We start from the raw sequence: 12,744 nt of genomic DNA on the forward strand, positions 1-12,744 counted from the left end.
GTCATAAAGATGCACCCAGTCGGGGGCGGGTTCAAGGCCGACGTCCGAATGGACGCCGGCCCTGTGTGACCGACTTCAGCCGCGGTGACGACCGCGGAAGTAGTTGATCAGGCCCTGGGTCGACGCATCGTCGGCCAGGCTTTCTTCGGCGCCGGTCAGGCGGTTGTAGACGCCCTTGCCCAGTTCCTTGCCCAGCTCCACGCCCCATTGGTCGAAGGCGTTGATGCCCCAGATCACGCTTTGCACGAACACTTTGTGTTCATACATCGCGACCAGTGCGCCCAGGCGCCGCGGGCTGATGCGCTCGACCACCAGGGTGTTGCTCGGACGGTTGCCCGGGATCACCTTGTGCGGGGCCAGCTTCTGCACGTCGGCTTCCGGCAGGCCCTTGTCGCGCAGCTCGGCTTCGGCTTCGCTGCGGGTCTTGCCGAGCATCAGCGCCTGGCTCTGGGACAGGCAGTTGGCGTACAGCCACTGATGGTGGTCGGAGACCGGGTTGAAGCTGACGATCGGCACGATAAAGTCGGCCGGGATCAGTTGGGTGCCCTGGTGCAGCAACTGGTGGTACGCGTGCTGACCGTTGCAGCCCACGCCGCCCCAGATCACCGGGCCGGTATCGGTGGACACGGGTGTACCGTCCTGGCGCACGCTCTTGCCGTTGGATTCCATGTCCAGCTGTTGCAAGTGTTTGGTGATGTTACGCAGGTAGTGGTCGTAGGGCAGGATCGCATGGCTCTGCGCGCCCCAGAAGTTGCCGTACCATACACCCAGCAGGCCGAGCAGCACCGGCATGTTCTGTTCGAACGGCGCGTTCTGGAAATGCTGGTCCATGGTGTAGGCACCGGACAGCAGTTCCTTGAAGTTCGACATACCGATGGCCAGGGCGATGGGCAGGCCGATGGCCGACCACAGCGAGTAACGGCCGCCGACCCAGTCCCACATCGGGAAGATGTTTTCTTCGCGGATACCGAAGGCCACGGCGGCCGCGTTGTTGCTCGATACGGCGATGAAGTGGCGATACAGCTCGGCTTCCGAGCCGCCCTGGGCCAGGTACCAGGCGCGGGCGGCCTGGGCGTTTTTCAGGGTTTCGAGGGTGTTGAAGGATTTCGACGAGACGATGAACAGCGTGGTCTCGGCGCGCAGCTTCATGGTCAGCTCGTGGAACTCGCTGCCGTCGATGTTCGCCAGGTAGTGGCAGCGCACGCCTTTGTGGGCGTAGGACAGCAACGCTTCGGAGACCAGCTCCGGGCCGAGGAACGAGCCACCGATGCCGATGTTCACCACGTCGGTGATCGGCTTCTCGGTGTAGCCGCGCCACAGGCCGTCGTGGATGCGGCCCACGAGGTCGGTGATCTGGTTCAACACCTTGTGTACGTCCGGCATGATGTTCACGCCGTTGACCGACAACTTGTCGCCCACTGGGCGGCGCAGGGCGGTGTGCAGGGCAGGGCGACCCTCGGACGAGTTCACCGGCTCGCCGGCATACAGCGCGTCGATCGCGGCTTTAAGATCGACTTCCTTGGCCAGGTCCACGAGCAGGTTGCGGGTTTCGCTGGTGATCAGGTTTTTCGAGTAATCGAGGAAAAGCCCGCAGCTGCTCAAGGTGAATTGGGAAAAACGCTGAGGATCGGCGTTGAACGCGTCGCGCATGCTGAAATCCTGCATGGCTTGGCGATGTTGATTGAGCGCTCGCCAGGCGGGCAGAGCGGTAACGTCATGAGGGGTGCGGTAGTACGCCATCGCTGCGGGTTTCCTTTTATTACGGGGACTGCCTTTAGGACACTTCAAAGCCCGAAACATCCAGTCTTTCATCAAGCGTTGGGTTCCGGACAGCGCTAACCATAGCGCAGGGCGAATACATTAAACCTAGCGTGTCGATATGTCTTGGCTTTGTCTGCGCTGTGGCCGGTACTTTTTTATACCGGCGCATCAGGCTGGGCAGCGGGCGGGGGGGCAGTCGAGGGGCAGATGCAGGTTGTCGATCAGGCGCGTCGCGCCCAGGTAGGCCGCGACCAGAATCACTACATCGCGATCCTCGGCCGTGGCCGGGCGCAGGTGGACACCTTGGCGCACTTCGAGGTAGTCCACGCGCATGCCGGCGGCTTCGATCTGCTGGATCTGTTCGGCACGCAGTTTGGCGAAGTCGCGGTCGCCGCCTTTGATGGCGGCGGCAATCTGACTCAGGCTGCGGTACAACGCCGGCGCGACGGCCCGCTGCTCGGCGGTGAGGTAACCGTTGCGCGATGACAGCGCAAGGCCATCCTCGGCGCGCACGGTCGGTTCACCGATGATCTGGATCGGCATGTTCAGGTCATGGACCATGGCGCGAATCACGGCCAGTTGCTGGTAGTCCTTCTGGCCAAACACGGCCATATCCGGCTGGACCATGTTGAACAGCTTGTTGACCACCGTGGCCACACCTTCAAAGTGCCCAGGACGGCTGGCGCCGCACAGACCTTCGGACAATTGCGGCACGCTGACGCGGGTCTGGCCGGTCATGCCGCTGGGGTACATTTCCTCGACGCTTGGCGCGAACAACAGGTTGCAGCCGGCTTGCAGGAGTTTTTCCTGGTCGGCGGCGAGGGTGCGCGGGTACTTGTCCAGGTCTTCGCCGGCGCCAAATTGCAGCGGGTTGACGAAGATGCTCGCGACCACGAAATCCGCCTGTTGGGCCGCCTTGGCCACGAGGGCCGCGTGGCCGCTGTGCAGGTTGCCCATGGTGGGCACAAAGCCGATGCGTTTGCCGGCGCTGCGGGCATGGGTAACGGCGGCCCGCAGTTCACGTAGGGTTTTTACGGTGTTCATGCAGAGAATCCGTGTTCGGCGCCTGGGAAGGTCACGCCTTTGACTTCGGCGACGTATGCGCTCAACGCGGCGTGGATGCTGTCCTGGCCGGTCATGAAGTTCTTCACGAACTTCGGTACCCGGCCGGTTATCGACAGGCCGAGCATGTCGTGCAGCACCAGGACCTGGCCGTCGGTGGCCGACCCGGCGCCAATGCCGATCACCGGCACTTTGACCGCATGGGTGATTTCCGCGGCCAGTTCGCTGGGCACGCATTCGAGCAGGATCATCGCGGCGCCGGCTTGTTCCAGGGCGATGGCATCGGCACGCATCTGGCGCGCCTGGGCTTCGTTGCGACCCTGGACTTTATAGCCGCCGAGGATGTTCACGGACTGCGGCGTCAGGCCCATGTGCGCGCACACCGGTACACCGCGTTCAGCCAGCATGCGGATCGACTCGGCGAGCCAGGCGGCCCCTTCGACCTTGACCATGTGCGCGCCGGCTTGCATCAATTTGCCGGCGTTGTGGAAGGTCTGTTCGACGGTGGCGTAACCCATGAACGGCAGGTCGGCGATGATAAAGGCACCGTCGTTACCGCGCTTGACGCTGGCGGTGTGGTACGCAAGTTCATCCGTGGTGACGGGCAGGGTGCTGTCATGCCCTTGAAGCACCATGCCGAGGGAGTCGCCCACCAGTAACACCTCGACACCGGCTTGGCAGCAGGCATGGGCGAAGGTGGCGTCATAGCAGGTCAGCATAGCGATTTTTTCACCTTTGAGCTTGAGGCTCTGCAAGGTGGTCAGGGTAACGTCTGGCATGAAAAGGGTCCTCGTTCAGGCGCTTGGAAACAGCGAGTAACGCGCATGAGTCTTCGTTTATACAGGCGCACTTTCTTGAGAGCAGTGCTTATAAGGCCTGGATTGCGCCCTTTAGCGCCGGTTGGCGGCAGCGGGACGCCTATAGTCGTGAGGAGGACACGGGAAGTCAATTGCATGTGTTACCGCATTGTTACGACGGTGGTGTTACCGCTGTTACTGATGCGATTCAGCAGTGGCGGATCAACGCTGGGTGCTGAGCGCAGGCATGCGTTCCAGGCCGACAAACGGGCAGGCTGCGAGCAGGTCGCTGAGGCGCCGGCCATCGGGCAATTGCAGGGTGGCTGGGGCCAGTTCGGCCAGTGGGTACAGCACGAAGGCGCGCAGGTGCATCTGATAGTGCGGCACTTGCAGGCGTGGTTCGTCGATCAGGCGGTCGCCGAACAGCAGGATATCCAGGTCGAGCGTGCGTGGGCCCCAACGTTCAAGGCGTTCGCGGCCCTGGTCGTTCTCGATGGCTTGCAGCGCATCGAGCAGTTCCAGTGGCGCCAGGCAGCTGTCCAGGGCCGCGACCGCATTGGTGTAGCGCGGTTGGCCGGGGAGCAGGGAGTCGCTTTGATAGAAGGCCGACACCCCGGCGACGGTAGTGCCCGGCAATTGCGCCAACGCCTCGATAGCATTGCGCAATTGTTGCTCCGGGGCCGCCAGGTTGCTGCCCATGCCGATGTAGATGCGTTCCACGTTTATTCGCCTGCGGCGCCCGAGGCATCGGCGGCACTGCGCTTGCGTTTGCTCCCGCTGCGACGACGCTTCTTGGGCCCTTCGCCGACGCCATCGCCTTTGCTGCCGAGCTCACGAATCATCTCGCGGCGCTCGCTGTCATTGGCGTCCTGGTAGTCGGTCCACCATTCGCCCAGGCCGTCGGTCTGCTCGCCGGCGCTTTCACGCAGCAGCAGGAAGTCGTAGCCGGCACGGAAGCGCGGGTTCTCCAGCAACAGGTCGGCGCGCTTGCCGCTGCGACGCGGCAGGCGTTCCTGCATGTCCCAGATCTCGCGGATCGGCAGGGTGAAGCGTTTCGGGATGGCGATGCGCTGGCACTGCTCGGCGATCAACTCGTGGGCGGCTTCCTGCATGGCCGGGATCGGCGGCATGCCGCGGTCCTGCAGACGCAGTACGCGTTTGGGCAAGGCCGGCCACAACAGGGCGGCAAACAGGAACGCCGGGGTGACCGGTTTGTTCTGTTTGATGCGCAGGTCGGTGTTGATCAACGCTTCGCTGATCAGGGTGTGGGTATACGTCGGGTTGTATTCCAGTGCTTCGGCGCTCGCCGGGAACAAGGGATCGAACAACTGCAGGTCGACGAGCATTTCGAAGGTATCGGCGGCGTAGCCCGAGAGGAACAGCTTGAGCACTTCTTCGAACAGGCGCGCCGAGGGGATTTCCCGCAGCATCGGCGCCAGTTCGCGAATCGGTGCAGCCGTGTGGCGCTCGATACCGAAGTTCAGCTTCGCGGCGAAACGCACCGCCCGCAGCATGCGTACCGGGTCTTCCTGGTAACGCTGCGTCGGGTCGCCGATCAGGCGGATCAGGTTGTTGCGAATATCGTGTACGCCGTTGGCGTAATCGAGGATGCGCTCGCTGACCGGGTCGTAATACAAGGCGTTGATGGTGAAGTCGCGGCGCTGCGCGTCTTCTTCCAGGGTGCCGTAGACGTTGTCGCGCAGGATGCGTCCGCTTTCGTTGCGGGAAGACTGATTGGTGTCTTCTTCCTCATCGTTTTGCGGATGACCGGCACGGAAGGTCGCGACCTCGATGATTTCGCGGCCAAAGTGAATATGCACCAGCTTGAAGCGGCGGCCGATGATGCGCGCATTGCGAAACTCGGCGCGCACTTGCTCGGGCGTGGCGCTGGTGGCGACGTCGAAGTCCTTGGGCGTGATATTGAGCAACATGTCGCGTACACAGCCGCCCACCAGATAAGCCTGGTAACCGGCGTTCTGCAAACGTTCGACGATGTTCACTGCATAACGGCTGAACTGAGCGCGTTGCAGCGAATGTTGGCTGCTGTTGAGCACTTCAGGCGTGCTGCGTTTGTGTTGCGTTCGACGCAAGGGAGAACGGAATGACTGGAACAACTTCTTCAGCATGGGATGCACTGTTTGAAGGAATGTTCGGCCATAACGAAGAATGACCGCATGATGGGCCGGGATTCTAGCATTTAGTCGGGGGATGGTGTAGGAACAAGCTACAGGCCTTGCGCCATAAGCCTAAAAACGTCAAATACCGGAAACTACAAGGGGAGCCGAAGCTCCCCCAGAAGTAGTTGCGTGCTCTATTTTTATTATTGGTTTCGGGCTTTTTGTTTTTGTTGATCGCCCTCGCCATGAAGTGTGACCTTCATGACACTCCCAATCGGGAGTCAAGAGCAAACGGATTGCTTTGGTCGCTGTGTTGCTGATCTACGATCCAACCAGTTCAGGCTCTGCCTTAGGGCAGTTTTTGTTGTTCTCGGCCTGGTTGCGGGGCAAGCCCCAAATGCAACGCCTCTCCAAAAGAATCAGTTAGCTGCGCCTCCGCCGTGTTGTTTTTATTGTGCGTGAGTCGATTCGTCTTATTTTTATTGTCTTGTACAAAGCTTGTTATTGTTTTTGTACTAAGCATATAGCAGGGTGCGTGCCAACTTTTGCGCCGACCAGCAAAATCAGGGGGTTGAGGGGTTTTTGGCTGTTTGGCGGCGAAAAAAAAGCCGGGGCTTCGTTACCGTAAGCCCCGGCTTTTGTTACGCGAAATATCCGCGGTAACAGTTTTTTCACATTGGCGGGTGTTACCTGTGGGCGCGCGCCCTCAGCTTTCGCTGGCCACTCCGGTCTTGCGTCGTGGAATACCCAGGCGTTGGCGCCGTTCCCACAGGCACTTGCGGCTTACGCCCAGCTTGCGCGCCAGTTCGGTCTCGGTCATGTGGTCCTGGTGCTCGAGGACGAAATGCTGGAAGTAGTCTTCCAGTGACAAATCTTCCGTCGGTTCATGGCTGGTATTGCCGGCGGCGCCCTGTTGCGGGGCCAGGCCGATGAAGTCGTCGTCTTCCAGGTCACTGAGCTCTATATCGATACCCAGCAGTTCGGCGGAAATTTCCGGGCTCTCCGACAGAATCACCGCACGCTCGACCGCATTCTCCAATTCCCGCACGTTACCCGGCCACGAGTAGTGCCGAATCGCCTGCTCGGCGTCTGCGGCGAACCGCAGGTCGGTACGGTTGATGCGCGCGCTCTGGCGCAACAGGAACGCATTGGCGATCTCGTTGACGTCGGCACCCCGTTCCCGCAGGGCCGGCAGCTTGAGTGCGATCACATGCAGGCGGTAATACAAGTCTTCACGGAACTGGCCGATCTTGGCCAGGCTCTTGAGGTCGCGGTGAGTGGCCGCGATCAGGCGCACATCGACCTTCTGCGATTGCACCGAACCCACCCGGCGGATTTCGCCTTCTTGCAGTACACGCAGCAGGCGCGCCTGGGCTTCCAGGGGCAACTCGCCGATTTCGTCGAGGAACAGCGTGCCGCCGTCCGCCGCTTCCACCAGGCCCGCGCGCCCGGCGCTGGCGCCGGTAAACGCGCCTTTCTCGTGGCCGAACAGTTCGGACTCGATCAGGGATTCGGGGATCGCCGCGCAGTTCACCGAGATCATCGGTGCCTTGGCGCGCTTGGACAGGTTGTGCAGGGCGCGGGCCACCAGTTCCTTACCGGTCCCCGACTCGCCCTGGATCAGCACATTCGAGTCCGTCGGCGCCACTTTGCGGATCTTGCTGTACAGGTCCTGCATCGGTGGGCAGGAGCCGATGATGCCGATCTCGCCATTGCTGTTGTCGACGCCCGGCTTGTCGGCGCCGTTGGCCGCCTTGCCAGCGGGACGCTGTTCGGCCGTAGCGCTGCTGGCCGACTGGCGGTCACGCAGGATGCGGGCCACGGCCTGGAGCATCTCATCGTGGTCGAACGGCTTGGCGATGTAGTCCACCGCGCCCATCTTCATGGAGTCCACCGCCGAGCGCAGGCTGGCGTAGCTGGTCATGATCAGCACCGGGGTGCCCTGGCCGAGCTTGATCAACTCGGTGCCCGGCGCGCCGGGCAGGCGCAGGTCGCTGACAATCAGGTCGAACGTGGGAATACTGAACCGCTCTTGGGCTTCCTGCACCGAGCCGGCTTCGCTGACCTGGTACTGATTACGTTCAAGCAGGCGACGCAAGGCAGAGCGGATAATGGTTTCGTCTTCGACGATCAAAATGTGCGGCATTGATTCAATTCTCTCGACGGTCTCAGTTCACAGCGGACGTCGCTTCGACATGACGCGGCAAGGTCACCCGAATACGGGTGCCGCGTTGGCTTTCTGTGTCAGCCGGGCTGTCGATGGTGATTTGTCCATAATGCTCTTCAACGATGGAATAGACCAGTGCAAGGCCCAGACCGGTGCCTTCACCGGGGTCCTTGGTGGTGAAGAAGGGTTCGAACAAGCGGTCCTTGATGTTCTGTGGAATGCCGCTGCCTTCGTCCTCCACGATCAGGTCGACCGTGTGCTCGAAAGCCTCGCTCTTGACGCGTACCGCACTGCCGGCGGGGGACGCGTCGCGGGCGTTCGACAACAGGTTGATCAACACCTGCGCCAAGCGCTGGGAGTCACCGTCGACCCAGTGGTCCGGATCGCACAGGTTGAAGAACTGTACTTCGAAATTGCGCCGATTCAAGGCCAGCAGCCCAATGGCATCCTGTGCCACTTCGGCCAGGCACACCGCTTCGTCGTGGTTCTGATGGGCACCGGCGTGGGCGAAGCTCATCAGCGACTGCACGATGCGCGACACGCGCTTGGTCTGTTCGAGGATCTGCCCGCTGATCTCGGTGATTTCGCCGTCTTCCTCGCGCTCTTCGCGCAGGTTCTGCGCCAGGCAGGCGATACCGGTGATCGGGTTGCCGATTTCATGGGCCACGCCCGCCGCCAGGCGACCGATACTGGCCAGGCGCTCGGAATGCACCAGCTTGTCTTCGAGCATCTGGGTTTCGGTCAGGTCTTCGACGAGCAACACCAGGCCGCTGTTACCGGGGGCCAGGGGCTCGTCGATCGCCGCCTTGTGCAGGTTGAGCCAGCGGGTCTGGCCGTCGAGGGCCAGGTGCTGCTTGTGCAAGTGTTCGTCGGGCAGGTTGATAAAGCCTTGCAGCAGTTCCTTCCACGGGTCGCCCAGGGTATTGAGGCGTGAGCCCACGACCCGTTGCGCGGCAATGCCGGTGAGTTCTTCCATGGCCTTGTTCCACATCAGAATCTCCTGGTCCTTGGCCAGGGAGCAGACCCCCATCGGCAGTTCCTGCAAGGTCTGGCGGTGGTAGCGGCGCAGGGCATCGAGTTCGGCGGCCAGGCCAGTGAGGCGTGAGTGGTAATCCTCAAGCCGGCTTTCGATGAAGTGGATGTCTTCAGTGACGTAGTTTTCGCCGCTCGCCTTGTAGGGCAGGAACGTTTCCACCATGTCCTGCGACACGCTGGGGCCCATCAGCCCGGACAGGTTGGCTTCGATTCGGTCGCGCAGGCGGCGCAGGGCGTAGGGGCGGCGCTCGTCGAACGGCAGATAGAGGTCGCGCAGCGCTTGTTCGACTTCCTTTTGCGCGGCCTTGGCGCCCAGGGGCTTGGCCAGTTGCGTGGCGAACTCCTGGGGCGAGGCGGCATGCAGCTCGCGGCGTTGCGGGCGGCGCACGTTGTCCACCGCGCAGGCTTCGGCGGCGCTGGTTTCTTCCGGGCTGGCGTTGGTGAACAGCGAGATCAGGGTGAACATCAGCACGTTGGCGGCCAGCGAGGCGATCGCCGCCATGTGCCAACTGGTGTCGTCGAGCACGTAGATCATGTTCAGCAGCGGGATGTAGAAACCCTGCAGGTTGCCGACCAACGGCAGCAACATGGTCACCAGCCACACCAGAATCCCGGCGAGCAACCCGGCGATAAAGCCGCGCCGATTGGCCGTCGGCCAGTACAGCACCGACAACACCCCCGGCAGGAACTGCAAGGTGGCGACAAACGCGACGATCCCCAGGTTGGCCAGGTCTTGCCCGGCGCCCAGCAGCAGGTAGAAACCGTAGCCGGCCATGATGATCGCGACGATCAGCGCGCGGCGGGTCCATTTCAGCCAGCGGTAGATATTGCCTTCGGCCGGCGGCTGGTACAGCGGCAGCACCAGGTGATTGAGCGCCATGCCCGAGAGCGCCAGCGTGGTGACGATGATCAGGCCACTGGCCGCCGACAACCCGCCGACATAGGCCAGCAGCGCCAGGGCCGGGCTGTTGGCGGCGATGCCGACGCCGAGGGTGAAATATTCGGGGTTGGTGGTGGCGCCCAACTTCAGGCCGGCCCAGAGGATCAGCGGCACCGCCAGGCTCATCAACAGCAGGAACAGCGGCAGGCCCCAACTGGCGCTGACCAGCGAGCGCGGGTTGAGGTTCTCGGTGAACGTCATGTGGTACATGTGCGGCATCACGATGGCCGAGGCGAAGAACACCAGCAGCAGCGTGCGCCACGGGCCTTCCTGCAGCGGGGTGTGCAGCGCGGCGAGGGCGGTCTGGTTTTGCAGCAGCCACAACTCCAGCTGTTGCGGGCCGTCGAATACGCCGTAGAGCGCATACAGGCCGACGCCACCGATGGCGATCAGCTTGATCACCGACTCGAAAGCAATCGCAAAGACCAGGCCTTCGTGTTTCTCACGGGTGGCGATGTGGCGTGAACCGAAGAAAATCGTGAACAGGCTGATCAGCGCGCAGAAGGCCAGGGCCACGCGATACTGCACCGGCTCACGGGTCAGGATGCTGATGGAGTCGGCCACTGCCTGGATCTGCAGGGCCAGCAAGGGCAGCACGCCGATCAGCATGAAAATCGTGGTCAGCGCGCCCGCCCAGGTGCTGCGAAAGCGGAAGGCGAACAGGTCGGCCAGGGACGACAACTGATAGGTGCGGGTGATCTTCAGGATCGGGTACAGCAGCACCGGCGCCAGCAAGAAGGCCCCGGACACCCCGAGGTAACTGGACAGAAAGCCATACCCATACTGATAGGCCAGGCCCACCGTGCCATAGAACGCCCAGGCGCTGGCGTAGACGCCCAAGGACAAGGTGTAGGTCAACGGATGGCGAATGATCGCCCGCGGAATCATTCCGCGCTCACTGATCCAGGCGACACCGAACAGCGCGGCCAGGTAGGCGGCGCTGATCAGCAGCATCTGGGTGAGGCTAAAGCTCATCGGCATCTTTTTGGCTCTGCAGGATGAAAGTCACGACGATCAGGATCAGCCACAGCAGATAGGGGCGATACCAGGCGCCCGTGGCGTCGATCCACCAATCCATGATGGCGGGGGAAAACAGGTAGATCCCGACGACCAGCAGCAGGACCAAGCGATAGATGTACATGTTGGCCTCTGATTGAATAACTGCGGCGATGGTAACGGATGCCTGGCCGGCTGCAAGCGCCTTCAGCGCAACTGCGCTTCGGCCAGCGTGAGTGTGCGCGGGATCAGCTGCGCATCCCAGTGGGCAATGCCCCAATCCAGCAGTTCCCGTGGGCTGGCGTGCAGCAGTTCGTCGCCGGGTTGCTGGCCGAGGGCGCGCAGGGCTCTCAACAGCAAAGGCGTGGCCTGGTCTGTGGTCAAGGGCGGGGAACGATAGGATTTGCCCAACTTGTTACCGTCCGGCTGGACGATCAGCGGCACGTGCAGGTAACGCGGTTGGCGCAGCCCCAATAATTCTTGCAGATACAGCTGGCGCGGCGTGGAGTCGAGCAGGTCGGCGCCGCGCACGATGTCGGTAACACCTTGCCAGGCGTCATCGAGCACCACGGCCAGTTGGTAGGCGTAGAGGCCGTCACGGCGACGGATGATGAAGTCACCCACTTCGCGGCCCAGGTGTTGTCGGAATTCGCCCTGTACGCGGTCGGTAAAGTGGTACTCCAGCTCCGGGACGCGCAGGCGGATGGCCGCATCGTGCTGCTCATGACCGGCATTACGGCACAAGCCCGGGTAGATCCCGTGGTAGGGCTCCAGCTGTTTGCGCGAGCAGGTACAGGCATAGGCCAGGCCGTGGTTGAACAGGTCGTTCAGCACCTTGGCGTAGGCATCGTGCCGGTCGCTTTGTCGGACCAGTTCACCGTCCCACTCGAAGCCATAGCTTTCCAGGGCATGCAGGATTGCCGCCTGGGCGCCGGGTTCTTCGCGGGGAGGGTCGAGGTCTTCCATACGCATCAGCCAGCGGCCATGGTTGGCGCGGGCGTCAAGGTAAGAGGCGAGGGCGGCGACCAGCGAGCCGAAGTGCAGGTGGCCGCTGGGCGTGGGGGCGAAACGCCCGATATAGGGAGAGGCTGTCATGGGCCGGATACTACTGGAAAATCGCTAAACGCCAGAAACAAAAATGGGGCGTTTGTACGCCCCATTCGTTCAGCTCGGCAGGGGTTACTTGCCGACCTGTTTTTCCTTGATTTCTGCCAGGTTCTTGCAGTCCACGCACATGTCGGCGGTAGGACGTGCTTCCAGGCGGCGAATACCGATTTCGATGCCGCAGCATTCGCACCAGCCGTATTCTTCGTCCTTGATCAACTGCAGTGTCTTGTCGATCTTCTTGATCAGCTTGCGTTCGCGATCACGGGCACGCAGTTCAAGGGCGAACTCTTCTTCCTGGCTCGCACGGTCGGCCGGATCAGGGAAGTTGGCTGCTTCGTCCTTCATATGGTCAACGGTGCGGTCGACCTCCTGCATCAAGTCTTGTTTCCACTTGTTAAGGATCTTGGTGAAGTGCTCGCGCATGGGCTCGCCCATGTACTCCTCACCTTCCTTCGTGACGTAAGGTTCGAAGCCGCTGAGGCCTGGGGATTGCTGTTGCTTTGCTTGGGTGGACATGAATAGACCGCCTCTCACTCTTCTAATCCATTGCGCAGGATTGCAACGTCACCGACACCTGCCGGCCCTGCGGCTGCAAGCGGGCGAACTTACCAGATAGATTCAGGGTGCGCCACTCCCGGTTGTCGAGGCCCATCACGCAGGGGTTGCAAACAGCAGCAACCCGCTGTGGCTGGGTATGAATCGTCTCGAAGGTTGATTTTAGTCGTTTTGCAAGCGCTTGCCGGGTTCATCGTGGACGGCCTG

General features: G+C 61.9%; 10 protein-coding genes. All 10 read right to left on the reverse strand.

The annotated features are described in order from the left end of the window. Window positions 1–75 precede the first annotated feature (75 nt). A complete protein-coding gene (pgi, locus tag C5F70_RS29245; RefSeq protein WP_017847431.1) occupies window positions 76–1,740 on the reverse strand; it encodes a glucose-6-phosphate isomerase in 1,665 nt (554 codons plus the stop codon). A 189-nt stretch (window positions 1,741–1,929) separates the two neighbouring features. Beyond that, window positions 1,930–2,805, reverse strand: a complete 876-nt coding sequence (gene panC, locus C5F70_RS29250; RefSeq protein ID WP_104904444.1) for a pantoate--beta-alanine ligase — start codon at window positions 2,803–2,805, stop codon at window positions 1,930–1,932. Continuing rightward, window positions 2,802–3,602, reverse strand: coding sequence for a 3-methyl-2-oxobutanoate hydroxymethyltransferase (panB, locus tag C5F70_RS29255; protein WP_046487560.1), 801 nt, complete (start codon window positions 3,600–3,602; stop codon window positions 2,802–2,804). The genes panC and panB overlap by 4 nt, the downstream gene beginning before the upstream one ends. Window positions 3,603–3,842: 240 nt before the next feature. Further along, entirely contained in the window at window positions 3,843–4,340 is a 498-nt protein-coding gene (folK, locus tag C5F70_RS29260; RefSeq protein WP_017847434.1) for a 2-amino-4-hydroxy-6-hydroxymethyldihydropteridine diphosphokinase, read from the reverse strand. Window positions 4,341–4,342: 2 nt separating this feature from the next. Further along, window positions 4,343–5,746, reverse strand: coding sequence for a polynucleotide adenylyltransferase PcnB (locus C5F70_RS29265; RefSeq protein WP_017847435.1), 1,404 nt, complete (start codon window positions 5,744–5,746; stop codon window positions 4,343–4,345). Between the two features lie 697 nt (window positions 5,747–6,443). Then, complete coding sequence (locus tag C5F70_RS29270) at window positions 6,444–7,883, reverse strand: sigma-54 dependent transcriptional regulator (RefSeq protein ID WP_017847436.1); 1,440 nt, start codon at window positions 7,881–7,883, stop codon at window positions 6,444–6,446. 22 nt (window positions 7,884–7,905) lie between these two features. Then, window positions 7,906–10,860, reverse strand: coding sequence for a sensor histidine kinase (locus C5F70_RS29275; protein WP_164887002.1), 2,955 nt, complete (start codon window positions 10,858–10,860; stop codon window positions 7,906–7,908). Next, window positions 10,844–11,020, reverse strand: coding sequence for a hypothetical protein (locus tag C5F70_RS29280; protein ID WP_003176118.1), 177 nt, complete (start codon window positions 11,018–11,020; stop codon window positions 10,844–10,846). The genes C5F70_RS29275 and C5F70_RS29280 overlap by 17 nt, the downstream gene beginning before the upstream one ends. A 62-nt stretch (window positions 11,021–11,082) precedes the next feature. After that, the gene (gene gluQRS, locus C5F70_RS29285) at window positions 11,083–11,970 is read right to left on the reverse strand and encodes a tRNA glutamyl-Q(34) synthetase GluQRS (RefSeq protein WP_017847438.1); all 888 of its coding nucleotides are present in this window, start codon (window positions 11,968–11,970) and stop codon (window positions 11,083–11,085) included. Window positions 11,971–12,054: 84 nt separating this feature from the next. Then, window positions 12,055–12,498 carry an RNA polymerase-binding protein DksA gene (gene dksA, locus C5F70_RS29290; RefSeq protein ID WP_017847439.1) on the reverse strand — a complete coding sequence of 148 codons (444 nt, stop codon included), beginning with the start codon at window positions 12,496–12,498 and terminating at the stop codon, window positions 12,055–12,057. Between the last annotated feature and the right edge of the window lie 246 nt (window positions 12,499–12,744).

Origin of the sequence: Pseudomonas sp. LH1G9 (assembly GCF_002949975.1) — a bacterium.
Classification (GTDB): Bacteria; Pseudomonadota; Gammaproteobacteria; order Pseudomonadales; family Pseudomonadaceae; genus Aquipseudomonas; species Aquipseudomonas veronii.